This is a genomic window from Paenibacillus sp. Y301 (assembly GCF_059445505.1).
In genome coordinates this window covers 59,080-84,233 of record NZ_JCAIUL010000008.1, presented here as the reverse complement: position 1 = coordinate 84,233, position 25,154 = coordinate 59,080, and the positions used below count along the sequence as shown (strand labels likewise).

Sequence of the window (25,154 nt, the reverse complement as noted above, 5' to 3'; positions counted from 1 at the left end):
GTATGAAGTATATTAGCACAAGAGGCCATGTAGAGCCTCAAGGGTTCATTGATACAGTACTCATGGGGTTAGCAGATGATGGGGGATTAATGATTCCAGAGACGATCCCACAGGTATCACCAGCAATGTTGAAAGAGTGGAGTACGTTAAGTTATAAGGAGTTATTTCTTCAAATTTTCTCACTTTATATAGATGATGAGATTCCTTATGAAGATCTGAAGGAAATGGTGGATAAGAGTTACGCCAGTTTCCGTTCTCCTGAAGTAACACCTGTGAAGAAATTGAATGATTCTCTCTACATTCTTGAGTTATTTCACGGTCCCACATTTGCTTTTAAAGATGTAGCCTTGCAATTCATGGGTGAATTCTATTCTTATGTGTCCAAGAAGCAGAATAAAATCATTCATATTCTTGGAGCAACCTCAGGAGATACAGGAGCAGCCGCGATCCAAGGCGTTCGAGGAAAAGAAGGTATTAAGATTTGTATTCTGCATCCACACGAGAAAGTAAGTAAGGTGCAAGAGCTCCAAATGACTACAGTTGATGATAAGAACGTATTGAACCTTTCGGTAAAAGGTAATTTCGATGATTGTCAGAAACTCATTAAAGAGCAATTTGCAGATTTAGACTTTAAAAGCAAACATAATCTTCGTGCGATCAACTCGATTAACTTCGTTCGGATCTTAGCACAGACAGTCTACTACTTCTATGCCTATTTCCAAATTGAGCAAGGAGATCAACCGAAGAAAGTGAATGTTAGTGTTCCTTCAGGCAACTTTGGGAATATCTTCTCAGGTTTCCTAGCGAAGATGATGGGCTTGCCGATCCATAAGTTAATCATTGCAACGAATGAGAATAATATTCTTGAGCGGTTTGTGAAGACTGGTGAATATAAGCCTGGCGACTTCAAGAGTACACATAGTCCTTCGATGGATATCCAAGTGGCGAGTAACTTTGAAAGATATCTCTATTATTTCTTAGGTCAAGATGCGGAGAAAGTGTCCGCTTATATGAAGAATCTTCAGAACGCTGGAGAGATTGTGATTAGCGCAGACGATTTAGTACGCGTACAAGATGATTTCGAAGCTTATGGAGCTAGTAACGAACAATGCTTACAATTGATCAGCACATATACAGCAGAGTATGATTATTTGCTGGACCCACATACGGCTTGCGGTGTGGCAGCTTATGAAGCGTTCAATGGTGAAGATGAAATCTGTATCTCGTTCGCTACGGCTCACCCTGCTAAATTTAATGAAGCGATCGCACAATGTGATATTAAGCAGGAGTTCCCAACAGAGATCGAGCAATTGTTCTCTAAGCCACAACATCAGTTAGTTATTGATCATAATAAGGAAGCCATCGTAAGTGAACTTGAAGCTTTCTATACTAAATAAAGATAAGCGACAGGGATATCGCTGAAACACAATATAGCCTACTGACGGGATGACTTGTCAGTGGGCTATTTCTATTGGTATTTCTTTGAGTATAATGATCCTTAAAAATCTAAAAGATTCGAATGAACTATCGAATACCAAGTCGCATCCGATAACTGAATATAACCTCGCGGGTTTCTCCAGCGAATGCCTGTGAGACCTGTTTACGAAACTTTGATATTTCAGCGTGAAGTTCTTCTGCCCCCAACTTAAGGGCCGTCTGTAGCCCACCTTGGCTGAGCGCAATATTCACATATCGTTCAGCATTGCACCATTCACTATGGTGGAAGACGACTTCTCTTGAGTAGCGAAACAAACCAGAATCCTGGATGTGTTGTAAATGCTCATTTTTGCGCCATTTATGTGCACGCTGTTTCTGAGGTGCCAACTGCGCTGCCCGATCATCCGCATAGCTGATAAGTTGCTGATACTGCTCATCGACCACCCAGTCGAAGATAGGAGGCCAGTCGTAGTCATATGCAGCGAATATACCTCCAGGACGTAAGACGCGAGCGAATTCTTGTAATGTGCTATGTGGCTCCATCCAGTGGAAGGACTGGGAACAGGTCACGATATCTACACATTCGGAAGGTAATCCTAATTCATGAGATAAACCTGATCTGAATTCAAGGGTTGAAGGTTGTCCGCTTGCTACCCATTTGGACAGTGCAACTTCACGCATATCATCACTAGGTTCAAATCCGATAATGTGTTCTGCTCTATCCAGCCATATGAATGAGGACAGACCTGTACCACATCCAACATCCAGAATGGTTTGTGGTTTGGTGCGCAAATAAGTTGTGAGAATTTCAGTGACTACTGGAGGAGCGACAGGACGACTAAGATCATATAGCTCACCAAAGCCGGTAAAACGATCCACATTGTTATGACGTACCTCTTCAATCACGGGGCAAATCACTCTCCTTAACGATTATTTTGATTTTATATGGCTTCGACAATGATGTGTTTGAATCCTGTAAGAAGTAGGGATTGACATAAATCTACGGGATATATATAAATATCCTAAAATTATCCAAAATAATAATATTATTGTAGAATGAATGAATAAGAACATCTCGTTCAAAATGGAGGATAACATGTGGAAGACATGATTAAGTTATAGCATATTTTCAAGTCTTTTAATAAAAGGCAAGTGCTGCATGATGTGACATTGTCCATTGGTCAAAAGGAAACAATAGCTTTGCTCGGTTCAAACGGGTCTGGCAAAAGTACTCTATTGCGCATCATTTGTGGACTAATGACACCTTCGAGTGGAACGGTTAACAAGAAACATGGCAAAGAGATAAGAATAAGCTATGTTCCGGAACGATTCCCCAAATTACGTCTTACCCCTAAGGAATATTTGGTATCCATGGGGCGATTCCAAGGATTGAATAAAGATTTCTTAAACATTCGAGTGATGGAGTTAATCGATCAGTTCGGGTTAATAGAAGCTTCGGGTACGCGAATGAACCAATTCTCCAAAGGTATGCTTCAGAAAGTTAACATTATGCAGGCGCTCCTGACTCAACCGGATCTATTAGTATTAGATTTCAAACTTCTCTCAGATGGGGTTGCCTTTGATGTGAACTCAATAGGTAGTGTCGCGAAAATGGAGAAGGTTGAAGGGACTTACTCTATATATGTTGAACATGAATCCTCCGATGAGGTCTTATTAAAGATACTGAATGGTGGTGGATCGGTCGTGTCGGTTACTTCCACAGAACAACGGCCCAGTGAATTATTATCCGTTGATGGGGAGGAAACGAAATGAATCCAAGTTTACTAATATATTTGATTCGCAACTATAGCCGTTCCTATAGATTCATACCACCGTTATTCACCTATTTAATTTTTATAGGGTTATTTTATACCTATAGACTCAACCTGTAATGGGTAGTTTCGCAGTTACTGCGGTTGTGTCTTTCATTGTAACTGCGTGGATTAGCTACAGCTTTATGCAAACGGAAAGCTTAATTCAAGAAGAAATAACGTTGTTACACTTAAGAAGTCCCGCGAAATACTACATAGGTTTACTTTCATCAATACTTCTCATGAGTTTGTGTCAGATTATTATTTCCATGACTTATCCGATTCTAGGTGATTGTTTTGATAGACCTATTGGAAGTGAAGATATCATTGTTGGGGTGCTATCTCATCTGGGCATGTCCTTCCTTGGAGCGGCGATAGCAGTCTTCTTTCATAGCAAATTTGTCCCTCGTCCCAGTCTAGCCATAGGAGGTATTTTATTCGTTATTATTCTGTCTTTTTGCCAAGGGTCCATAACAAGCCAGTTAAGTCCTTCATTAGAATGGATCACTTGGATTCTCCCACCTGCATTTCATTCGATGAATCTGTTGATGAACTATGAGAAGTACTCTGGTGGAGAGATTGGTTGGTTGCTGGTGCTACCATTTATCTACTCACTTATCGCCTTCACGATCTTTGTGCAAGGGATGAAACGGAGATATTCATGAACGAATTTTCTTTCTTAGAAGAATTATGGTAGCTAATACGGCTTCCCCTAATCAATCTTATTGTTAGAGGAATTAGAGAGTAAGCACAGAATTGGTATAATATAAAAGAAGTAGCAAGTAATCCTATGATTTTATTAAAAGGAGCTAAAAATGATGAGAGAAGTATTTCTAATGGGTCTGATTGAAAAAGCGAGAGAAAGAGTCATTCTGCAAGTAGAACAGGTCTCGGAATCTCAACGAAATGTTGTACCTACGGGATTCAATAATAGTCTCCATTGGCAACTTGGACATATTATTACGGTTGCAGATGGACTCATACTTGGTTATGGAGGATTGGGACCTAAGATGCCAGCCTCATATTCCCAATTATTCGGTAACGGAACGAAACCAGCAGATTGGCAGGAGGAGCCACCACATTGGGATGCTCTTATCCTTCAGTTGCGCGAGCAATTACATGCCTTGCAGGATACGCTTCATGACAAACTAGATGAACCCGTAGCCGTGAAGGATAACTTCGCCAAGGCGGAGACGATTGGTGAACTCGTACAACTCAATATGTCTCATGAGAATTTACATTTAGGTATGATTACGGCAATGGTGAAAGTATTAAAGTTGAATAACTAGCATTGATGAATTGGAAAAAGGGATTTTGAGAACGAACTCAAAATCCCTTTTTATATAAGAATGTATAAGTCAAACGAATACCGTTTCTGATAAAGGAAGAAAATGCACGGCCTGCCCGTTAAGTAAACTCTCTTGTACATCAAGTACCCGTTGATTCTCGGAACCACGCCATTCTAGCTTCAGATTCCTTTGCTCTAATATAAACTTCCCATCAATAAGTACGTCGCAGTAGGAAAGTAACTCTAATCGAGACGGATCTGCGATGATCTCTTCGAAGGTATATCCTGACCAGACCCAGATATCTTTATCCATACATTCATGCTTGATTCTCTTGACGAGATTCAATAACCCCGCAACATTCTGGAAGGGCTCACCTCCCAATATAGAGAATCCAGATATTCTGACATAGTCAATATTCAGGTCACGGATAACCTGATCCTCAAAGGCTTGTGTGTAAGGTGTACCATAGTTAAAACTCCACGTAAGTGGATTGAAACATCCCTTACAATGATGCTGACATCCTGATGTGAAGAGCGAATGGCGTAGTCCTTTGCCATTAATGACATCGAATTTCTTATAATCTGCTATATTCATCGGGTCACATATGCTTTACGCGAGAGAGGACCTCTTTTTGTTTACCCGCATTAAATGGTCTTTGACTAGGTTCAGATAGATACCCACAGCAGCGTCTAATGACTGATGACGTCTTAGGATCACGATTACCGCAATTGGGACACTCGAACCCTGTGTTTGTAGCTTCAAATTCCCCTTCAAATCCGCATTCTAAACATTTGTCTGTCGGGGTATTGGTTCCAAAGTAAGGCACATTCTCATATGCATAATCCCACACGGCTTCTAATGCTTCCGGATTCTTCACAAGGGAATCGAATTCGCAATAGGTAATGAATCCACCGTTGGCGTGATGAGGGTACTCTTTCTCGAAAGCAATCTTCTCAAATGGAGTCACCTTTTTGTTCACATCCAAGTGGAAGGAATTGGTGTAGTACCCTTTATCCGTAACCCCATCAATCGCCCCGAATTGCTCCTCATCTAATTTACAGAAGCGATAACACAAGGACTCTGCCGGAGTAGAATACAGACTGAATCCATATCCCGTTTCATTCTTCCATTGTTCTGTCTTGGCACTCATATACTTCACAATGTCTAATCCTTTTTGCCGAAGCGCAAGATCATCGTACATATGTTGACCGTATAGGGCAAGAATCGTCTCGTGGATCCCAATGTATCCAAGGGAGATACTAGCTCTACCATTCTCTAGTAGATGATCAATCGTATCCTCTGGTTGGAGTCGACTGCCTGCTGCACCCTCCATATATAGAATAGGAGCTACTTTGGCTTGGACTCCCTTTAAACGTTGAATACGATACATCAGTCCTTCTTTACAGGTATCCAGCAACTCATCGAGTAGAAGATAGAACTCTTTCTCGGAGCCCTTCGCACGAATGGCAATCCGTGGGAGATTGGCTGTAACGACGCCCATATTGAATCTACCATCATGAATGGCTTGTCCATTCTCTTCGTATGCACCTAAGAAGGATCTGCATCCCATAGGGAACTTGAAGGATCCTGTAATTTCTTTCACTTTGGGCACAGAGATAATGTCTGGATACATGCGAAGAGTGCTACAGGTTAAAGCCAATTTTTTAATATCGTAGTTGGGGTCTTCAGGCTTTAGATTCACGCCTTCTTCCATACCAAAGATCAGCTTAGGGAATACAGGAGTCTTGCCGTCCTTACCTAGACCTCTAATTCGATTCTTAAGGATAGCAATCTGAATCTGTCTCTCTGCCCAAGATGTTCCTCTGCCGAATCCAAAGGTGCTGAAAGGGGTCTGTCCGTTCGCGCTTACGAGTGTATTAATCTCATACTCTAGTGATTGAAAGGCGTCGAATGTTTCTTTCTCCGTAAGTTTCTTCGCATAGTCGAAACACCTTGGATATTCAGCGTGTAACTTATGATTGTCATAAGAGATGTCTAAGGAATCAATCACGATGGAGTCTAGCATGTACAGCCACTCAAGCCCATTCTTGTAATGTTTCTTGAACGAATGACCGACGTAGGGAGCCAGAATAGTATCGATCTCATTAATCGTATTTCCACCATAAATATGACTAGCTACCTGAGCAATGATTTGTGCTGTAATGGCTGTTGCTGTGGTGATCGATTTAGGTGTTTCGATCTGAGCATTACCAAGCTTGAAGCCATTCTCTAACATCCCTTTTAGATCAATCAGCATACAATTATAGATAGGGAAATACGGGCTATAATCCTGATCATGAAAATGAAGTTGGCCACTATTATGTGCCTCAACGACTTTTTTAGGAATCATATAGGTCTGAGCGAAATCCTTCGCCATAATTCCAGCAAGTAAGTCTCTTTGCGTAGGAATGGTAGCGCCGTCTTTATTCGAATTCTCTTTCAATACTTCTTCATTCGTAAGATCGAGGAGACCTTGAACTTTCTTATCTAGACTGCCACGTTCACGTCGTTTTAGCGTCCGAATCTCCCGATACCCTATGTACTCTTCAGCAACGTCTTTTCTCGAACTATTCATGAGTGCAGACTGTACTTCATCTTGTATATGTTCAATATCAATCTTTTCGAATTTAGATATTTTATGAGTTACTTTATCTGCGATGCGTTGTGCGATATCCAGATCTATTTGCTTCTCTGTGCAATCCATAGCTTTACATATAGCATCGATAATTTTATGCTGGTTAAAGGCAACTTCCGTTCCATCTCGTTTGATAACTAACGTAATAATCAACCCTTTCTCCGTACTTGTCCCGTGAGTATATCATTCCAATTTGGGTTGACTTTGTTACATTTGTCACATCGATTCCATTCATTTTTAAAAATTAAAATTCAAAAAGATTTCGCTTGACACGTTCACATATGAACGACGCGGATCTGATGAATCTAGCATGATTTGAAGGAGAATCTTGAACATGATAGACTTCACATGTAGAAGAAATTTGATTGAATAGATGTAAAGACTATTGAAGGGTGAGTGCACAGGATGGCCATTTTTCAATTTAATCCATTTAGACCATCGGAATCTGCGTCGCATCTTCACCTTCTGTTCTGGGGCAAAGAGGATTGTGTGCCAGGACATACGGTAGGGCCGGGTGTCAGAGACGTATATAAGATTCATTTCATACATAAAGGAAAAGGAATAGTTCGCGTAGGAACAGAGACACATCTGCTAGTAGCGGGACAAGCTTTTCTGATCATTCCCAATGTGGTGTACTATTACGAAGCAGATCATGACGAACCATGGACCTATTCATGGATAGGATTTGAAGGGACAGACGTGCCAGAGATTCTAAGTCGAACCTTGGTATCTCCTGAGAGCCCTGTTTTTGCAATGGATAATAGGATGATGCCCACGTTATATGATCAATTATCAACGGTTGATCTGGAGAGTGGTGCTGTAGATTTACGATTGCAGGCTATTTTGTATGATTTCATGGCAGCATGGGTAGAAGTAACCTCAGATACATCTTCTCCTGTTTTGATATCGGGGAGGCAAGAGTCTTATGTGCATCAGACATTAGAATTCTTACATACACACTATAGTGAAGATATCTCATTGGAGGGGCATGCCGATCGTCTGGGTCTTGACCGCAAACATTTAAGTGTGATCTTCAAAAAGGTACTCGATGTACCCCCTCGTCAATATTTGCTTCATTACCGTATGAATAAGGCTTGTGAATTACTTAATATGAGAGACTTCACTGTTGGAGAGGTGGCAAGATCGGTTGGATATCAGGACCCGCTGTTATTCTCCCGAATGTTCAAGAAGGTTATCGGAGTCTCCCCGAAAAATTATCGAAATAATAGGATTCAATCAGACATTAATCCATAAATTCCGTCCTTCCTGTTATGGGATGTTATCCATCGATTGCCTATAATGAGTTGATAATACATAAGGAGTGGGTATAAGTGACTTATTTAGCAGATGATAAACGCTATGAAATGATGACATATAGAAGATGTGGCAAAAGTGGACTGAAGCTACCAGCTATTTCGCTTGGGTTGTGGCATAATTTCGGTGGGATAGATACGTATGAGAATGGACGAGCTATGATTCGAAGAGCCTTCGACCTGGGTATTACGCATTTCGATCTGGCTAACAACTATGGTCCACCCGCTGGTTCAGCAGAGGAGACTTTTGGCAGAATCTTGAGAGATGACTTTAAAGCTTATCGTGATGAGATGATTATCTCGACCAAAGCAGGTTATTACATGTGGCCTGGTCCATATGGGGAGTGGGGATCCAAGAAAAGTCTAGTTGCTAGTCTTGATCAGAGCCTAACGCGATTAGGACTCGACTATGTGGATATTTATTATCACCATAGACCAGATCAAGATACACCTCTTGAAGAAACAATGGCTGCACTCGACTTGATTGTCCGTCAGGGGAAGGCACTCTATGTAGGTCTGTCAAATTATTCACCTGAGATGACAATCGAAGCTTCTCGAATCCTGAAAAGATTAGGAACACCTTGCTTGATTCATCAGCCGCAATATTCAATGTTGGGACGCGCACCTGAACAAGGGTTGTTAGATGTGTTGCAGGAGGAAGGAATAGGTTCCATTGCATTCTCACCTTTACACAAAGGCATTCTTACGGATCGTTATTTAAATGGAATCGCAGCGGATTCCCGAGCTGCAGGACCAAGTGTCTTCTTAAATACAAGTGAATTGACGGAAGAACTATTAGCTAAAGTGGCTGAACTTAATGATATGGCTAAGGAACGAGATCAAAAGTTATCCCAAATGGCACTAGCTTGGACACTCCGGGGTGGAAAGATCACTTCTGCTCTAATCGGGGCAAGTAAGGTCAGTCAAATTGAAGATGCTGTAGGAGCAATCCATAATCTGAATTTTACGGATGAAGAACTAGTTCGTATCGATAGTATATTAGCTTAAATAAGTAAATTCTATAGGAGGAGCACTCATGACGATGTAGTCATAGGGTGTTCCTTTTTCCTACGAGAATATTTGTGATAAAATGAATTGTTGGTTCATAATGAGAGATCGGTGCATAAGAAGTAAAAAAGGAGATTATAGATATGTCTGAAGCGATCGAAGTATTTAGAGGGGAATTTATTGAAAGTTCACATCACATTCACGTAGCTGTTGTAGATCATGAAGGAAAGCTACTGTACTCATATGGAGATCCGAATCGATTGACATTTCCACGATCGGCAATGAAGCCATTTCAAGCCGTTCCACTTGTAGAGACAGGAACAGCGAAGGCATTTGGATATAGCACTGAGGAAATTTCCGTAAGCTGTGCATCCCATAGTGGAGAATCATTTCACCGTAAAGCGGTGATGAATATCCTTGGGAGAGCAGACTTGGAAGAAAGTGATTTACAATGCGGAACGCATGTCCCTAAAGATACCGCTAGTTATAAAGAGCTGATTCGAGAAGGCAGGGAGCTTACACCGATATTCAGTAATTGTTCGGGGAAACATTCCGGTATGCTAGCAACGGCAGTGCATATGAATGAAGACATACACACGTACCCGGAGATTGGGCATCCCATTCAACAGCGAATTCTTAATGTAATCGAGGAAGTCTGTCATTATCCAAAAGAAGACATTGGTATTAGTGTAGATGGTTGCGGTCTGCCCGTACATCAGATCCCACTTTATAATGCAGCGTTAGGCTTCGCGCGTCTAGCCAATCCACAGGGAACAGTATCAGAGCCAAGAGCGTCAGCACTTGAAACGATTCGAGATGCAATGATGGAGCATCCAGAGATGGTCGCTGGAACGAACCGATTCGATACGGATGTCATGAGAGCTTTCAAAGGGAACATCGTATCCAAGCTAGGAGCTGAAGGCGTACAGTGTATCGGTATTGTTGATCGTGGCATAGGTATTGCGATCAAGACAGAAGATGGTACCGAACGAGCAGCAGGTGTTGCTGCGATGGAAGTATTGAGACAGCTAGGAATTGGTGATGAGACAACAGACGAGTTGTTGAAAGATTACATTCATGCACCTGTACTCAATGCGAGAAACGTTAAAATCGGCGTTGTGAAAGCCAATTTTGGGTTGAAGTAGTTGGAAATAGTAAAACCCACCCTAAAGTTCGTGAATGAGGGTGGGGTTTTTTTGGATTATTAAGAGTAATTTGTATGATAGATAATGGAAAATAATATTAACCTTTCTTATCTTTGTTGTTTTGTATTCTTTAGGAACGATGGTTCTGTCTATGTTAGGTGACATTAATACATCGATTTCACTTATGTTCTCAACGGTAAGCATGTTAATAGCGCCATTCTTAACGTATATGATTTTTGAGAGAAAGAACAAATGGAGCTTGGTGTTATCTGAATCCTTTTCATAAAAAGAAAATAAAAGTCCCAAACCAGATCATTAGGTTTGGGACTTTGTATGGTTATCTTATGATTGCCGAGTAAGAGGCCCTCTGGTGAATATTGTGGTGGGAACAGATTTATCAGATTGAACAAGTTGAGGAATATCCCGGTCTTGCATATATTCTGCCCTCATCTTTTGTATGAGAGCTTCTCTTACATATTGTTGTCCTTCTAATCGAATAAGGAATTCCTTTCTAACTACAAACGCATGGATGACAGAAGAAAGTTCCCCTACTATAAGTAATATTATAGATATTGTTGGGATTACACCGAATTCTGGATGAGTGATTACGGCGATAATCATGAAGATAAAAGGAATAGAGTAGATTACGCCATACTTTACCCAACGTTTGTTGTTCACTGTTGTGCCAATATATAAAAAGGCAACTCCATTAAATAGAAATGTGAAGGTTAATAGAATCCACCATGAGTTCGCTATGTTCCAGAATAAACTTTTACGTGTCTTATCCAATATGAATAACCCTCCAATAACCTCTGATGTTCTGTTCAAATGAATAGACCATTGAAGTTGAACTTATATACCATAGTTTACCATACGTATATGTCTTTAGCACTACTCCATATGGGAGGATTGTCGAATTACTTTGCCCCTAATTATTTCACAATTTACTACATGAAAAGGGAGCCGAATGATCCGACTCCCAACCTAACTCTTCCCTGATTATAAACATAATTCACTAATAATTATGAACTATTTTACGTAGCATAAATAAGGATAGAGTCCCTTAGGAATGCAGCTGTGCCAGGCTGTTTCTCATCATAATATGAGGTGAATCTCTCATCATCCACGTACAATTGAGCAACCCCAGCATGAGCCTCCTTACTATAAGTATTCCAATAATAACTCAACCATTGCCGATGTAATTCCACGACTTGTTGTGCTAGTTCACTCGCCGGATCACCTATGACCATCGCTTTAGCTAGTGCATCATGGATGGAGATTTCTAATTTTTTAACATCAGCATACTGGGTCTCCGTCAAACTTTGAATCTTTTGGTTGCTGGAATCGATGTTGTCATCGCCATAGATCGCTCGAATTTCTTGACCATACTTCTGTTCATTGTCATCAATCAGCTTACGTTTGAATCCTTCAAATTTCTGTGAGTTCGTCATCGTTATTCTCCCCTCTGTCTGGGCCAATGTTGTATCCACATTAGCAATTAACTGATCCAATTGTGCGCGTCTCGCAAGTAGTTTCACACGATGTTCTCTCAGTGCATATGTTCCATCAAAGGAGGGTGAGGTTATGATTTCCTTAATCCTGTCTAAGCTAACACCCAACTCTCTGTAGAAAAGAATCTGTTGTAACCGTTCCACTTCGGGCTGACCATAGATCCGATATCCTGATGAGTTTGTTCTTGCGGGTTTAAGAAGATCAATCTGATCATAATAGCGTAAAGTTCGGGTGCTCACACCTGCCATGTGTCCTAGTTTGTGCACAGTATATTCCATGAATCCATTATCCACCTCCCTGATACCTTAAGCTTACACCTTGACGTAACGTCAAGGTCAATCCATTTATCCAAAGAAAAAAAACTGCAGTCCTCTAATCAAAGAGTAAGCTGCAGTGTCATGGTGTTGGAAGCTTAATGTGTTACTTTGATATGCTGTCCTATGTGTTCTTTATTAGTAATTAAATCGGAGACCGTTACAAAGGAATAACCTCTCTTGACTAACTCGGGCAAAATGACTTTTAATGCCTCGACGGTCTGCGTACTATTGTACACATAATCGTGCATTAATACGATATCTCCATTATCAACGTTGTTAAGTACTTTATTTACGATTTTATTTACTCCTGGCGTAGCCCAATCCTTAGTATCTTGATCCCATGACCATAGAATCGTCAACAATTGATTCTCCTTGCAAATGTTAACAGCCAATTCGCTGTAACTACCACCTGGTGGCCGAAATAGCGTTGGTTTTTGTCCAGTAGCTAGATAAATAGCATCTTGGGTTCGAGTTAATTCGTTGAGTAATTTAGTCCTAGAGATATTCTCAAAAGAAGCATGATCAAAGGAATGATTCCCGATCTCATGTCCTTCGAGAAATGCTTGTTTCACAATTTCGGGGAATTTCTCTACACGATTTCCTACGACGAAAAAAGTCGCCTTAGCCTGGTATTTTTTCAAGAGACTAAGGATTTCAGGTGTGTTGTTATGATCGGGTCCATCATCAAAGGTCAACGCGATGACTTTGTTCTCTGAAGGGACTTCCCATACGATATCACCACGTTTCTCATAATATTCTCGTCCTTTGCTCGCAGTAGAGTATGGATTAGCATATGTAGTCGTGGTGAACAGATTAGCTATCGTGATTACGAGTAATATTCGTGTCAGGTTAAAGATATTCATGGGTCCTCCGGTGATAGATCTTATATTGGAATCATGAATGTAGGGTACACCACAACATAGGCATTTATTCTTTTGTATAAGCTACTTATTTAAAGTGTAGAAATAATTATAGATACTTGCATGCTTTAACTTATCTATTATGATTCCCATAACGTTATCTTTGTGTTGTCCTTGTGGGAGCTGTGTCCATATTTCTCTGTACTTCTCTACTGCGGTTAGTTCGCCAAACAATGCGTGTTGGATACCCTCTAAAAAAGAGTTAGGTTGTTTATATTCTTCATTACTTATTCCGGTAATCTGTTCACCGGTGAGAGAAAGATATATTTGTCGGAAGATCTTCATGTGGAGCCGTTCATCGTCACGAATAGAAATAATAATGTTTCTCTGAGCATCCGAAGGAGCAGATTTGATTAATTCATCGTAGAACAACTCACGATTGGGTTCACTTTGAACGGAATATTTAATAAGCAGTAAGGCATTCTGGTAGGCGCTGTCTACACGATACCAATAAGGTAATGAATTATACAATGCATTCAAAGCCTCCCTCGGGTTCATGATATTGTAAAATATGCATCATAGCCCAATGGGGTGTTCTAATGTTGACTGAAACTTTCAATAAATTTGGTTGCCAGGGAAGAAATATATTTATCTTTGATCCAGATGGCTGCAATTTGAGTTCGTAATGCTTCATTTTGAATCTCTTTGTAGATTAGATTCTCACGATTCGCAAGGTCAATAGCAGACTTTGGAACAATGCCGATGCCGAGTCCTGCATTTGCCCATAATAGTGTTGTACGTGCATCGTCATTTTTGCAAATGATGACAGGATCAAATCCTTCCTTCAAACAGGTCTCGCGAATAAGTTGTTCAAATCTGCGGTATATGATGAGCGGCTTATCTGCTAACTGGTTCACATCTATGGTATCTATAGTGGATGCCCAATCCAACTCTGGCGTCATCACAGCGATCATAGGTTCAGACTGTGCATATCTGTATTCGAGGTTAGATGTGTTAAAAGGTGTTCTTACAATACCGACTTCTACAATTCCCTTCGATAATAGATCGATAATCATAAAGGTATTCCCTTCATGAATTTCAAATTTGATCCCCGAATAGGTCTTGTGGAATTGGGAGAAACTTTCCGTCAACAGCGTTGCACCTGATGATGAGACTGTGCCGATGGAGAGGGACCCTTTAAGGCCCTTAGCGAAATCCTTGATTTCTCTTGTCGTAGAATCCGTTAATTCTAAGATTTGTTGTGCTCTATTTCGAAGGATGATTCCGGCATCTGTAAGTTGAATACTACGAGGTTTGCGCTCCACAAGTTGTACACCCAGCTCGTCTTCCAGAAGCTTAAGCTGTTGACTCAATGGGGGTTGGGCCATTTGAAGTTTCTTAGCTGCTGAGGTGATCTGACCTTCATCAGCTATCGCCAGGAAGTATTTGAGTTGTCTAATATCCATGGAAATCCTCCAATGTGAATTTGAGATATGAATAACGTATCGGAAGGATACGAAACAAATATTTTTAATATGATAAAAGGTATGCCATAATCATAACCGTTACTACATAATAGTCAAATATTTTACTAATTCTTAGGTTAGGTGATGATTACCTTGTTTAAACTAGCTATTTATCTAAGAGCGTACAAGAAAGAGGTCATTATCGGTCCGTTCTTCAAATTGTTGGAGGCGATATTCGAGTTACTTCTTCCCACGATCGTTGCGCTTATTATCAATAAAGGAATTGGAATGCGGGATACATCGTATGTATTCAAGATGGGTGCACTCATGCTTATCCTATCCATTGTGGGATTTGGCTGTTCTATGATCTGCCAGTATTATGCAGCGCGTGCTTCACAAGGATTTGGTACGACGCTACGTAATAAAATATTTAGACATATCTCATCACTCTCGTATGCAGAGATGGATAAGTACGGTACATCGTCCTTAATTAATCGAATAACGAATGACGTTAATCAACTTCAATTGGCTGTTGCTATGCTCATTCGTCTCGTGATACGTGCACCGTTCATCTGTATTGGTGCCATTATCATGTCGATGATATTGGATGTAAGATTATCACTTATTTTAATTGTCGCTACGCCTGTATTTGGGATTATTCTGTACTTTATTATCACACGTACAGCCCCGATTTATCGCTTATACCAACAGAAGTTAGATCGAATCGCTCTCGTGTTGAGTGAGAATCTTTCCGGGGTGCGTGTTATACGTGCCTTTGCAAAAAGTAGACAGGAGAGACAACGCTTCAATGAATCCTCAGAGGATTTAACACATACGGCGATTCGTGTAGGTCGAATTTCAGCTTTATTGAACCCGATGACAACTCTTGTCGTGAACGTTGCTATTATCGCTATTCTGTGGGTTGGTGGTATCCATATTAATGAAGGTCAGCTGTCACAGGGCGAGATCATAGCTTTCATTAACTACATTACGCAAATATTATTAGCTCTGATCGTCGTATCGAACTTAGTCATTATTTTTACCAAAGCATCCTCATCAGCAGCAAGAATTAATGAAGTGTTAGCGACAACCACATCGATCCCTGACCTTGGAGATATTCGTTCGAAGAGGATCACGAATAGCACACATGTACCTGCGATCCAATTTAATAACGTATCTTTTGGGTATAACAAAACCGGGGAGTTGGCGCTTGAGAACATTTCCATCGAGATCCAGCATGGGGAAACGGTAGGTATTATTGGGAGTACGGGTTCGGGGAAATCGACCTTTGTGAATCTCATTCCTCGATTCTATGAGGCGACACAAGGCGATGTACGGATTGATGGAGTGAATGTAAAGGATTATTCATTACAGCAATTACGAAGCAAAATAGGGATGGTTCCACAGAAAGCTGTACTCTTTACGGGTACTATCGCTGATAATATTCGCTGGGGTAATGAACATGCAACGGATGAAGAAGTCGCACGAGCGGCTTCCATAGCGCAGGCAGAAGAGTTTATTGCGAAACTTCCTGAAGGATATAATACAGGTGTCTCTAGAGGTGGACGTAATCTATCGGGTGGACAGAAGCAACGGTTAACGATTGCTCGTGCTGTGGTAACACAACCACAAATCCTTATCTTAGATGATTCCTCGAGCGCGTTAGACTTTGCTACGGATGCTGCGTTAAGGCATCAATTGCGAGAAAATAGTGAACAGATGACGGTGCTAATGGTATCTCAACGAGTCAGTACTATACAGCAAGCCGATAAAATCATTGTATTTGAGGAAGGTGGCATTGCCGGCATAGGTACTCATAATGAGCTTATGATCGGCTGTGAGGTATATAAGGAAATTACTCTTTCCCAACTTTCTAGTGAGGAGTCACTCAAATGAATAATAAACAAACATGGAATAGACTCTTGAAATATGCCGGGAAATACAGAACCTATGTGATTTGGGCAGTGGTATGCGCTGTTCTGAGTGTCGTTGCAAGTCTGATCGGACCGCTTCTGATCGGTAATGCAGTCGATCAAATGATGGGTGTGGGCACTGTCCGATTCGAAGCCATTGGCAAGTTATTAGTCGTGTTAGCTGTCGTTTACGTGTTGGGAAGTCTCTTTGGATGGTTGTTAATCTATTTAACGAATCGGATTGCTTATCAGACGGTATATGAAATGCGGCGCGAACTCTTCGATAAGTTAAATATTCTTCCATTGAGTTATCATGATAATCATCCTCAGGGTGATAGCATCAGCCGATTTGTTAATGATATGGATGCCGTATCGGATGGATTACTTCAGGGATTCTCAACATTACTTACAGGTGTAATAACCATTGTTGGAGCAATTGTGTTAATGCTATATATCAGCCCGATGATGACATTAGTAGTTCTGATCTCGGCTCCGGTATCCTATTATGTGGCACGTTTTATTACGACACGTACACAACAACATTTTCGCGAACAAGCCCAAATTCTAGGTGGATTAAATGGTTATGTGGAAGAAATGATCGGTGGGCAAAAAGTGGTGCAGGCATTTCAATATGAGGAAAGATCCTATACTCAGTTCGAGAAGAAGAATGAAGAGTTATATGAAAAAGGAATGAAATCTCAATTCTATGGCTCGCTATCGAATCCTGCAACTCGTTTAGTAAACAATGTTACGTTCTCCGTTATAGCCATGATCGGTAGTGTGGCTGTCATTATGAATACGGTAACCGTAGGAGAACTCTCTAGCTTTCTAATCTTCTCTAACTTATTCGCTAAACCATTTAATGAAATTACAGGCGTGTTAACCCAACTTCAATCGGCAACCGCATCTTCCCAACGAATCTTCTCGGTTCTTGATTTGGAGGCTGAACAATCGGATGACCCGCAGGCACTTCAATTGGAACAGAGTAAAGGTACGATCATTTTTGATAAGGTGAATTTTGCCTATGATCCTGACCGTCCTTTAATTACGAACTTCAGTTTACAAGTACAACCAGGAACTCGAATTGCCATCGTGGGTCAGACGGGAGCGGGTAAGACTACATTAGTTAACTTGCTCATGCGTTTCTATGATGTGAACAGTGGGAGGATCACGATAGATGGCATTAACATCAATGAGATCACTCGCGATAGTTTGCGGCGTAATTTCGGAATGGTATTGCAGGAGACCTGGCTGTATGGCGCTAGTATACGGGATAATATCGCATACGGTAAGCAGGATGCGACGGACGAGGAAGTTGTAGCGGCAGCCAAAGCAGCGAATGCACACAGTTTCATCAAACGCTTGCCTGATGGGTATGACACATTAATTACGGGGACGGGTGGAAGCTTGTCTCAAGGTCAGGAACAACTGCTCACCATTGCACGAGTGATGTTAGTTGATCCACCGATGCTTATTCTTGATGAGGCGACAAGTAGCATTGATACACGAACCGAGATTCGTATTCAGAAAGCTTTCCAGAAGATGATCGAAGGCCGAACTAGCTTTGTGATTGCACATAGACTATCTACGATTCGTGAAGCAGATCTTATTCTATATATGAAGAACGGTGATGTTGTTGAAAGTGGCAGCCACGAGCAGTTGTTAGCGAGTGGAGGACACTACGCCGATTTATACAACAGTCAGTTTACAGCGGTATAAATAATTCAGATTTAACAAGTTAAAGGTGATGTCCAACAAGCCATAAATGATGGCTGGGACATCACCTTTTTTTAGTATGTATTCGAACAACCTATTTTTGAAATTAAGGAACATTTGGTCCATTCCATAATCAATATAGAATCATAAGATGATGAATGAAAGAGTGAATACTAGATTGGTCGGAAAGGTGGGGTAAAGGTGACCAAGAATATCGTGATCAAAATTCCTTTTAATAGTAGAGGAGCAAATGAAGTAAGTTTCACTAAGGATTGGATCGAGCGAAGATTATCGATATTCATGAACTATACCTTGAAAAGCTTAGAAGGACAAAGCTCTCAAGATTTTTTGGCGCTGGTTTTATATAATCCAATATCAGAAGATGTAGTAAAAACGGCGCTAACTAACTATCGTCCGCTCCCTCCTAATGTTAGATTTATTTCTTCTCAAAAGTTTCATGCAGAAGTTATGAAGAACGTGAAAGAGAGAGAGTTTCTGTATGAGGTCCACTTAGAAAGTGATGATATGTATCACCAATCATATATAGAGCAACTGCAAAAACACATACCTCAAAGGGATTCAATTACACTTATACCGCAATACGGATATGTGTATGATTCAATACAGCATAGATTAGGAAGGTTTTTTTTCTGGGCACCGAGTTTCGGGGCTGTGATCTATCATACGAAGGATTATTTAAAAGGAACAAGATACAGATTGGAACTAGGGTGGAGAGGAGCACTTAAATTACCTCATGAATTTATATGTGTGAAGACTCCTATTTGGATAAATCACGTTCATTCCAAAAATACGGGTATTAGTTTTGACAAAATCATGTCATGGAAAATAAGAACCTTTACGGATGCCTGCGAAATAGACCCTTGGAATGATAGTGAGAAGTCTCGGGCTCATTTTGGACCAGAGATGACAGATCAGAATGAAATAACAAAAGTCTTAGGCGAGTTTATCTGAACCACAGAAAGATAGAAAGGATGCTAAAGGTATGACAACCAGAAGAATTGTGATAGAAATTAATTTCAATAATTATGGGATGAATCCGAATCGATTAACCAAAGTGTGGATTGAAGATCGCCTTGAAATTTTTCATCAATATACGCTTAAAAGCTTAAAGAAACAGACGAATCAAAACGTTATAACTGTAGTTAAATTAGCCGAAGGATGCAAAGAAATCGTTGAAGAAGCTCTACAAAAGGCTGAAGCGTATCCTGATAATATCATCTTTGGAACAAGTCATGAATCCAAGCAGACGATTGAAGCTTATATCCAAGGATTTGATGAGTTATATGTAGCGAGGCAGGATTCAGATGACTTGTACCATGAATCTTTCATTCAGCAATTACACGATTATCAGCACCAACCAACGACGGAAGTATTAATTAATCAAGAAGGTTACATGTGGGATACCGTAGATAATAGATTCGTTCCGATTTATTTTGAATCGCCGCAATATTACACGTTCATCTATACCACGAAGGATTATTTAGATGGGAAAAGATATGTCCTGCCAGGTGGTCATGGTTATGCGATCAAATTACCTCATGAAATACTGCAGCATCGCAATTTCGTGAATATCGTTCATCCTTCAATTACGTCAAAGAAAAGAGTCCCAAAAAGGGACGGATTTAACCCGGAAGATATGAACAGGATATTAGATGAATTTATGTGAATGATCTATTTTAATCTAGGAGGCGTTTCTTGTGTATAAGAATAAAACAATTCTGATTACGGGAGGTACGGGGTCTTGGGGACAAGAATTAACCCGAAAGTTATTACCCTATCAACCCAAAGAGATTCGTATTTTCTCTCGTAATGAATTCTCTCAAGTATCGATGGGTAGAACGTTTAATCATCATTCTAGAATGAAATATATGATCGGGGACGTTAGAGATTTCGATGCCGTCAATGAAGCGTGCCAACATGTTGATTATGTCTTTCATCTAGCTGCATTGAAACACGTACCTATATGTGAAGATTATCCACAAGAAGCGATTAAGACCAATGTGCTAGGCACCGAGAATATCATCCGGGCAAGTATCATACACAAAGTGAAAAAGGTCGTGGATGTCTCAACGGATAAGGCTGTAGATCCCATTAATCTGTACGGCATGACCAAAGCGATTGGTGAGAAATTGATGGTGAGAGCTAACCATCTCAGTGATTATACTCGTTTTGTGTGTATTAGAGGCGGTAACGTATTGGGGACGAATGGAAGTGTGGTACCTCTGTTTAAGCAACAAATTCTAGAAACGCAAGAGGTAACACTTACGCACAAAGACATGACTCGGTTCTTCTTAACAGTCTCAGAAGCGATTGATCTATTGTTACAAGCATCAACGGCTGCCATAGGTGGAGAAACGTTCGTTATGAAAATGAAGGCGTGTCGGATCACGGATCTAGCAGATGTCCTAGGTCAACAGTTGTTGAATAAATCTATCGGGCATAAGGAAGTTGGCATCCGTCCAGGAGAGAAGCTGCATGAGATTCTTATTTCAATAGCAGAATCACCTTATACGTATCAATTTAACGATCAATATTATGTCATTCTTCCTTCGAATCATTCTGCTGAACTCTATAAAAAATACCGAGGTCTTCCTCAGGTTTCCTTTCAAAAATACCAATCAGATGATGATCTCATGAACCATGAAGACATTACAAATTTGTTGAAATATGGTGGAGTTTTAGATTGAAGAAAAGAGAGGTTCATCATGCCTAATCATGATCAAGTGAATTTGCGTTATTATGGATTAATCAATACGGAGGCATCGCATAAAGCTACACACTTTAGAGTCCACTGGATATGTAAACATGTTACAGGACAAAAAGTGCTAGATATCGGGTGTAGCCAAGGGATCACCTCTATTCTGCTCGGAAGAGAAGGCTTCGACGTGACAGGGATAGATCTGGAAGAGACGAGTATTCATTACGCAAATGAAGAGTTGAAGAAAGAATCGATGCTTGTTCAAGATAAAGTAAAGTTCTATCTACACGATGCCTCTTTGACAGATAAAAGTATTGGGAAATTTGACACCGTTATTCTAGGAGAAGTACTCGAGCATTTCTCTCATCCCCACAAAATCTTAAAGTCAGTTCATTCTTCCCTTCAGGATAAAGGAATCGTTCTTATCACTGTTCCCTTTGGTTTTCACCCCTTTCACGACCATAAGCAATCTTTTTATATCGGTAATTTATCGTATCTTCTAGATCTTTATTTTGATGAAATCAAGCTAGAGGTTCATCACAAATATATATGTTACGTTGGACGGAAAAGAGGGCGAATTAAATCGATTATAGGAAGTCAATATACACCAAAGCAACTTAAAAGGTGGATGAATCTAAATGAAGAATGCTTTCTACTGATCGAGAAGAAGAATGAAGAATTGTTATTAGAACGCAAACAACGCTTGGAAGTCAAAAATAATCAAATTAAAGAATTGAATAAGCAAATAGAGCAGATGAATAAACAGATAGAATGGTGTACATTACAACTTATGAGAACAGTGAATGACAATGAACTACCTACACTGCAAGAAGATAATAATAGTAAGGAGCAGCTCAAGTCCGACAAGGAATGAGCTGCTCTCTTTTTAGGTCGTTATTGTGTAATTCTAATGATCTGTCGCCAAATTGCTAGAATTCAGTAAGGTACTAAAATCGTTGTTTCTAATAAATTCTAAGATTTTGTCAGAAATGATCTGATGGCCATCTTTATTGGGATGAATACCATCAATACAAATGAACTTTGTGAAATCAGGATGTTGCAAGAATGCGCTTCTCACATCGATGATTCTAGTCTTTGTACTCTCGGCTACTTTAATGATCGTTGAGTTATACCGTTCCTGCCACCAATAAATCTTGGTCACACTCCCCAACCATTGCATAATGTTCGTTTCTGAGACGGGGTTATTCTGGCTCACCCATTTGAAATAATTCTCTGCGTTTAGTGGAGGGAGATTCATCAATACAGGCGTAATTTGCTGGCTTTTTAAGAAATCTATCGTTTCTCTAAGCATCTTCTCAAATAAATTGAAATCTGTCTTAGGATTATGTTCTGCATTAGGATCTTCTGCAATTTCATTCCAATGGAAATCACAATCGTTGCCACCATACTCGATCAGAACAATGTCAGGTCGATCTTTCAATACATCTTTTTTAAGATTGTTAAGTCCTTTGAAAAGCGTATTTCCAAACCTCGCTGTGTTACGGACGGCTCCTTTTAATTTATTCTGAAGGAGAGATACATAATTATCTTCTAGAATGGTATATTTACTTCTCGTTTCATCATAGATAACTCCTTTGGATATGGAGTCTCCTGTAATCATATACTTGGTTTCGTTCGTAGATAACTGTTCAATATTCTTACTCATACGATACACCTCATCATTCCAAAGGAAACTAGACCCTTTGTTTGAGTGTAATACAGGTTGAGCAACAAGTAAATGGAAGGTTATTGAGTCCAGCAACGGATAAGAGGTTTGAGTATTAATGAAATTAAATAATAAAAAATAAAATAAGAAAACTTTGTGAAAAAAATAACTTAAATATTAAAGTTGTGTTAAAATGAAAATGTAATCAGATATGAGGGGGAAATCATAATGAAAAAGTTTATGAGTTTGGGATTGGTATTGGCGTTTGTACTACTGGCTGCTTGTGGTAACAATAATGAACCAGCTGCACAAGAACTGGCAAAAGAGGCAACTACGGATGCGGTAACATCAGCTTCAGTTGTTAATACAGAAGAAGCATTCTTGAATGCAATTAGTAAAGATGGAACATGGATTATAGCTGTTCTTAATGATATGAAGATTGATAAGGATCTAGTATTAGAAGGCGAATTTACTAATAAAGATGCTGCAGCGCGTAAGATTGCTCTTTATGCACAAGATGCAGATCACAAGAAAACAGCTACTTATACACTAACTGCTCCAAAGTTAACTGTTAAAAGTGAAAACGCTAAAATTCAAGGTGGAACATTTGTTGGTGATGTTTATGTAGAAGCTAATGGTTTCACAATTGCTGATGCTAAGGTTGAAGGTAATGTATATTTCGCTAATGAAGATTTCAAATCAACATTTGATGTATCTAAAGAAGGTGTTGTAACTGGAGTAACTGAAGTGAAATAAACATTCTATTATATTGGTTTAGAGAAAAGTCCTTAGGATAACCTAAGGACTTTTTTATGCTTTATTCTATGTTTTTAATAATAATTGGTTTAAATTTGATCTTTTTAGGTCTAAATAGGGTGGGAATTACTGGGTTGAAATTGACGATTTGACTTTCCGTTGTAGGTCCAAATACCTAAGTGTGTAGAAATGGATGTTTTTCTTGTGGAAAAGGAGAGAATGACTGGTATAACAGTGGTTACAATAATTTAATATAATAGTTACAGAATTTTAACTTTATTAATAACTGGAATATTTTAGTTTTTACCTATAACGTTACCAGTTCTTTGTACCTGATTCTCAGAATGTAAATTGAGACCAAAGACCGATTATCTGTTATGTGTGAAGCGTTCTACAATGGGACAAGTATGCAGGAACATAAGCATCTTAGGAGGTAACAACATGATGATTAGTAAAAAAGTGATAACTGCATCACTTACAGCAGTAATGTTATTCGGAGGCTTGTCCACGACAGTCTTTGAGGATAAAGTTGAGGCTGCTTCAACGACTTCACAAGTAACATGGGGAGTGAATTTACGTAAAGCTCCATCGAGTACATCGGCCATTATTCGCATGATCTCTAAAGGTGAGAAAGTTACAGTTGTGAGTAAATCGGGAACAGCATGGCTTAAAGTTAAAGATGCGAAGGGAAACAGTGGTTATATTTCATCCTCATCTAAATATACGAAGAGTGTTTCGGGAAATACGAATAATAATAGCACAGCTAGTAGTAAAGTTGAGAAAATGATTGCAGCAGGTAAGAAGTATTTGGGAACGCCTTATGAGTACGGTTCAAGCCGTTCGAATACCTCTACATTTGATTGTTCTGACTTCGTACGTCAGGCATTCATTGATGGTCTTGGCATAAAGTTACCAGCAGATTCAAGAGCTCAAGGGGATTACGTGAAGGCTAAGGGGAATGTGAAGACAGACTGGACCAAGTTGAAGCGTGGAGATCTGATGTACTTTATGTCCTATAAAGGAACGAATGCGTCAGCCTATTCGAATAAATCTAATGCAACTATTACACATACAGGGATTTACTTAGGAAATGGAGAAATCCTTCATACTTATTCTAAGGAATCAGGTGGTGTAACAACTAGCAAGATTAGTGGTACACATTGGGAGAAACGTTTCCTATTCGGTGGAAGTGCATTGTAATTTATATATAGATTATGATTATCCAGACAAAAGACCCCTTTCGAGACGAATTGAAAGGGGTCTTTTGTCTAATGATATTCCCATGATCATGTTGGATAATCCAACATATCATTAAGAATGAATAATGATATACTGCTTGATAAGAACTAATTTCAACGCGGAGTTTTTCATAAGGAGAATATTGATGATTAGAAAAAGGTGTACGCTAGATACAGATTTTCAAAGATCGATGACTTTTCAAAGAAATGTCGAAGTGTGGATTAAAGAAGAACTAGCGATCGTTGGCAGAGTAGAGTCTTTTACAGCGGAAGTCGTTCGCATTGAGGGCAATGACTATGTCAGAGAATCAAGTGAGTTTATGATGGTCTAATAGAAATCAATGAAATATAGC

25 protein-coding genes are annotated in these 25,154 nt (G+C 39.8%); 16 read left to right on the top strand and 9 right to left on the bottom strand.

What is annotated here, in order from left to right; genetic code table 11:
- The first annotated feature begins 2 nt into the window (after positions 1-2).
- Entirely contained in the window at positions 3-1,397 is a 1,395-nt protein-coding gene (thrC, locus tag AC1D69_RS15055; protein ID WP_495456967.1) for a threonine synthase, read from the top strand.
- Between the two features lie 127 nt (positions 1,398-1,524).
- Here the strand turns inward: thrC and AC1D69_RS15050 are convergent, their stop codons facing one another.
- Complete coding sequence (locus AC1D69_RS15050) at positions 1,525-2,343, bottom strand: class I SAM-dependent methyltransferase (RefSeq protein ID WP_495456966.1); 819 nt, start codon at positions 2,341-2,343, stop codon at positions 1,525-1,527.
- A 258-nt stretch (positions 2,344-2,601) separates the two neighbouring features.
- Between AC1D69_RS15050 and AC1D69_RS15045 the strand changes: the two genes are divergently transcribed.
- The 3 genes from AC1D69_RS15045 to AC1D69_RS15035 all read left to right on the top strand — a co-directional run bounded on the left by AC1D69_RS15045 (position 2,602) and on the right by AC1D69_RS15035 (position 4,537).
- Entirely contained in the window at positions 2,602-3,210 is a 609-nt protein-coding gene (locus AC1D69_RS15045) for an ATP-binding cassette domain-containing protein (RefSeq protein WP_495456965.1), read from the top strand.
- 118 nt (positions 3,211-3,328) lie between these two features.
- Positions 3,329-3,913 carry an ABC transporter permease gene (locus tag AC1D69_RS15040; RefSeq protein ID WP_495456964.1) on the top strand — a complete coding sequence of 195 codons (585 nt, stop codon included), beginning with the start codon at positions 3,329-3,331 and terminating at the stop codon, positions 3,911-3,913.
- 150 nt (positions 3,914-4,063) lie between these two features.
- Entirely contained in the window at positions 4,064-4,537 is a 474-nt protein-coding gene (locus tag AC1D69_RS15035) for a DinB family protein (protein ID WP_495456963.1), read from the top strand.
- Positions 4,538-4,606: 69 nt separating this feature from the next.
- On the opposite strand, the gene nrdG is transcribed toward AC1D69_RS15035, so the two are convergent.
- Together nrdG and nrdD are read right to left on the bottom strand one after the other, a co-directional pair.
- The gene (nrdG, locus tag AC1D69_RS15030; protein WP_495456962.1) at positions 4,607-5,131 is read right to left on the bottom strand and encodes an anaerobic ribonucleoside-triphosphate reductase activating protein; all 525 of its coding nucleotides are present in this window, start codon (positions 5,129-5,131) and stop codon (positions 4,607-4,609) included.
- Positions 5,132-5,135: 4 nt separating this feature from the next.
- Positions 5,136-7,325 (bottom strand): anaerobic ribonucleoside-triphosphate reductase, encoded by a 2,190-nt coding sequence (nrdD, locus tag AC1D69_RS15025; protein ID WP_495456961.1) that lies wholly within the window; start codon positions 7,323-7,325, stop codon positions 5,136-5,138.
- Positions 7,326-7,577: 252 nt separating this feature from the next.
- Between nrdD and AC1D69_RS15020 the strand changes: the two genes are divergently transcribed.
- The 3 genes from AC1D69_RS15020 to AC1D69_RS15010 all read left to right on the top strand — a co-directional run bounded on the left by AC1D69_RS15020 (position 7,578) and on the right by AC1D69_RS15010 (position 10,638).
- Positions 7,578-8,426: an AraC family transcriptional regulator gene (locus tag AC1D69_RS15020; RefSeq protein ID WP_495456960.1), complete on the top strand. Its 849-nt coding sequence runs from the start codon at positions 7,578-7,580 to the stop codon at positions 8,424-8,426.
- A 77-nt stretch (positions 8,427-8,503) separates the two neighbouring features.
- Positions 8,504-9,493: an aldo/keto reductase gene (locus tag AC1D69_RS15015; RefSeq protein ID WP_495456959.1), complete on the top strand. Its 990-nt coding sequence runs from the start codon at positions 8,504-8,506 to the stop codon at positions 9,491-9,493.
- A 143-nt stretch (positions 9,494-9,636) separates the two neighbouring features.
- The gene (locus AC1D69_RS15010; protein WP_495456958.1) at positions 9,637-10,638 is read left to right on the top strand and encodes an asparaginase; all 1,002 of its coding nucleotides are present in this window, start codon (positions 9,637-9,639) and stop codon (positions 10,636-10,638) included.
- A 342-nt stretch (positions 10,639-10,980) separates the two neighbouring features.
- Here the strand turns inward: AC1D69_RS15010 and AC1D69_RS15005 are convergent, their stop codons facing one another.
- The 5 genes from AC1D69_RS15005 to AC1D69_RS14985 all read right to left on the bottom strand — a co-directional run bounded on the left by AC1D69_RS15005 (position 10,981) and on the right by AC1D69_RS14985 (position 14,793).
- A complete protein-coding gene (locus AC1D69_RS15005; protein WP_495456957.1) occupies positions 10,981-11,427 on the bottom strand; it encodes a hypothetical protein in 447 nt (148 codons plus the stop codon).
- Positions 11,428-11,672: 245 nt separating this feature from the next.
- Positions 11,673-12,428, bottom strand: a complete 756-nt coding sequence (locus tag AC1D69_RS15000; protein WP_495456956.1) for a MerR family transcriptional regulator — start codon at positions 12,426-12,428, stop codon at positions 11,673-11,675.
- Positions 12,429-12,562: 134 nt separating this feature from the next.
- Positions 12,563-13,330, bottom strand: coding sequence for a polysaccharide deacetylase family protein (locus tag AC1D69_RS14995; RefSeq protein WP_495456955.1), 768 nt, complete (start codon positions 13,328-13,330; stop codon positions 12,563-12,565).
- Between the two features lie 81 nt (positions 13,331-13,411).
- Positions 13,412-13,858 carry a ferritin-like domain-containing protein gene (locus AC1D69_RS14990; protein WP_495456954.1) on the bottom strand — a complete coding sequence of 149 codons (447 nt, stop codon included), beginning with the start codon at positions 13,856-13,858 and terminating at the stop codon, positions 13,412-13,414.
- Between the two features lie 65 nt (positions 13,859-13,923).
- The gene (locus AC1D69_RS14985) at positions 13,924-14,793 is read right to left on the bottom strand and encodes a LysR family transcriptional regulator (protein ID WP_495456953.1); all 870 of its coding nucleotides are present in this window, start codon (positions 14,791-14,793) and stop codon (positions 13,924-13,926) included.
- A gap of 144 nt (positions 14,794-14,937) precedes the next feature.
- On the opposite strand from AC1D69_RS14985, the gene AC1D69_RS14980 reads away from it, so the two are divergent.
- The 6 genes from AC1D69_RS14980 (at position 14,938) to AC1D69_RS14955 (ending at position 22,015) form a co-directional block, all read left to right on the top strand.
- Positions 14,938-16,689, top strand: coding sequence for an ABC transporter ATP-binding protein (locus AC1D69_RS14980; protein ID WP_495457123.1), 1,752 nt, complete (start codon positions 14,938-14,940; stop codon positions 16,687-16,689).
- Positions 16,686-18,425: an ABC transporter ATP-binding protein gene (locus AC1D69_RS14975; RefSeq protein WP_495456952.1), complete on the top strand. Its 1,740-nt coding sequence runs from the start codon at positions 16,686-16,688 to the stop codon at positions 18,423-18,425. Before AC1D69_RS14980 ends, AC1D69_RS14975 begins: the two co-directional genes overlap by 4 nt.
- Before the next feature lie 198 nt (positions 18,426-18,623).
- Entirely contained in the window at positions 18,624-19,394 is a 771-nt protein-coding gene (locus AC1D69_RS14970) for a glycosyltransferase (RefSeq protein ID WP_495456951.1), read from the top strand.
- Positions 19,395-19,425: 31 nt separating this feature from the next.
- Positions 19,426-20,109 carry a glycosyltransferase family A protein gene (locus AC1D69_RS14965; RefSeq protein WP_495456950.1) on the top strand — a complete coding sequence of 228 codons (684 nt, stop codon included), beginning with the start codon at positions 19,426-19,428 and terminating at the stop codon, positions 20,107-20,109.
- A gap of 31 nt (positions 20,110-20,140) precedes the next feature.
- The gene (locus AC1D69_RS14960; protein WP_495456949.1) at positions 20,141-21,130 is read left to right on the top strand and encodes a polysaccharide biosynthesis protein; all 990 of its coding nucleotides are present in this window, start codon (positions 20,141-20,143) and stop codon (positions 21,128-21,130) included.
- An 18-nt stretch (positions 21,131-21,148) separates the two neighbouring features.
- The gene (locus AC1D69_RS14955) at positions 21,149-22,015 is read left to right on the top strand and encodes a class I SAM-dependent methyltransferase (protein ID WP_495456948.1); all 867 of its coding nucleotides are present in this window, start codon (positions 21,149-21,151) and stop codon (positions 22,013-22,015) included.
- Positions 22,016-22,048: 33 nt separating this feature from the next.
- Here the strand turns inward: AC1D69_RS14955 and AC1D69_RS14950 are convergent, their stop codons facing one another.
- Positions 22,049-22,807, bottom strand: a complete 759-nt coding sequence (locus AC1D69_RS14950; protein ID WP_495456947.1) for an SGNH/GDSL hydrolase family protein — start codon at positions 22,805-22,807, stop codon at positions 22,049-22,051.
- Positions 22,808-23,035: 228 nt separating this feature from the next.
- Here AC1D69_RS14950 and AC1D69_RS14945 point away from each other — a divergent pair, with 228 nt between their 5' ends.
- The 3 genes from AC1D69_RS14945 (at position 23,036) to AC1D69_RS14935 (ending at position 25,133) form a co-directional block, all read left to right on the top strand.
- Complete coding sequence (locus AC1D69_RS14945) at positions 23,036-23,563, top strand: hypothetical protein (protein WP_495456946.1); 528 nt, start codon at positions 23,036-23,038, stop codon at positions 23,561-23,563.
- A gap of 441 nt (positions 23,564-24,004) precedes the next feature.
- Positions 24,005-24,763: a C40 family peptidase gene (locus AC1D69_RS14940; RefSeq protein WP_495456945.1), complete on the top strand. Its 759-nt coding sequence runs from the start codon at positions 24,005-24,007 to the stop codon at positions 24,761-24,763.
- A 184-nt stretch (positions 24,764-24,947) separates the two neighbouring features.
- The gene (locus tag AC1D69_RS14935) at positions 24,948-25,133 is read left to right on the top strand and encodes a hypothetical protein (RefSeq protein WP_495456944.1); all 186 of its coding nucleotides are present in this window, start codon (positions 24,948-24,950) and stop codon (positions 25,131-25,133) included.
- Positions 25,134-25,154: the final 21 nt, after the last annotated feature.

Excerpts from the sequence above, each read along its gene's own strand:
- thrC (WP_495456967.1), top strand. The coding sequence starts at position 3 with ATGAAGTATATTAGCACAAGAGGCCATGTAGAGCCTCAAGGGTTCATT.
- AC1D69_RS15040 (WP_495456964.1), top strand. The coding sequence starts at position 3,329 with ATGGGTAGTTTCGCAGTTACTGCGGTTGTGTCTTTCATTGTAACTGCG.
- AC1D69_RS15035 (WP_495456963.1), top strand. The coding sequence starts at position 4,064 with ATGATGAGAGAAGTATTTCTAATGGGTCTGATTGAAAAAGCGAGAGAA.
- nrdG (WP_495456962.1), bottom strand. The coding sequence starts at position 5,131 with ATGAATATAGCAGATTATAAGAAATTCGATGTCATTAATGGCAAAGGA.
- AC1D69_RS15020 (WP_495456960.1), top strand. The coding sequence starts at position 7,578 with ATGGCCATTTTTCAATTTAATCCATTTAGACCATCGGAATCTGCGTCG.
- AC1D69_RS15010 (WP_495456958.1), top strand. The coding sequence starts at position 9,637 with ATGTCTGAAGCGATCGAAGTATTTAGAGGGGAATTTATTGAAAGTTCA.
- AC1D69_RS15000 (WP_495456956.1), bottom strand. The coding sequence starts at position 12,428 with ATGGAATATACTGTGCACAAACTAGGACACATGGCAGGTGTGAGCACC.
- AC1D69_RS14995 (WP_495456955.1), bottom strand. The coding sequence starts at position 13,330 with ATGAATATCTTTAACCTGACACGAATATTACTCGTAATCACGATAGCT.
- AC1D69_RS14985 (WP_495456953.1), bottom strand. The coding sequence starts at position 14,793 with ATGGATATTAGACAACTCAAATACTTCCTGGCGATAGCTGATGAAGGT.
- AC1D69_RS14980 (WP_495457123.1), top strand. The coding sequence starts at position 14,938 with ATGATTACCTTGTTTAAACTAGCTATTTATCTAAGAGCGTACAAGAAA.
- AC1D69_RS14975 (WP_495456952.1), top strand. The coding sequence starts at position 16,686 with ATGAATAATAAACAAACATGGAATAGACTCTTGAAATATGCCGGGAAA.
- AC1D69_RS14965 (WP_495456950.1), top strand. The coding sequence starts at position 19,426 with ATGACAACCAGAAGAATTGTGATAGAAATTAATTTCAATAATTATGGG.
- AC1D69_RS14955 (WP_495456948.1), top strand. The coding sequence starts at position 21,149 with ATGCCTAATCATGATCAAGTGAATTTGCGTTATTATGGATTAATCAAT.
- AC1D69_RS14950 (WP_495456947.1), bottom strand. The coding sequence starts at position 22,807 with ATGAGTAAGAATATTGAACAGTTATCTACGAACGAAACCAAGTATATG.
- AC1D69_RS14945 (WP_495456946.1), top strand. The coding sequence starts at position 23,036 with ATGAAAAAGTTTATGAGTTTGGGATTGGTATTGGCGTTTGTACTACTG.
- AC1D69_RS14940 (WP_495456945.1), top strand. The coding sequence starts at position 24,005 with ATGATGATTAGTAAAAAAGTGATAACTGCATCACTTACAGCAGTAATG.
- AC1D69_RS14935 (WP_495456944.1), top strand. The coding sequence starts at position 24,948 with ATGATTAGAAAAAGGTGTACGCTAGATACAGATTTTCAAAGATCGATG.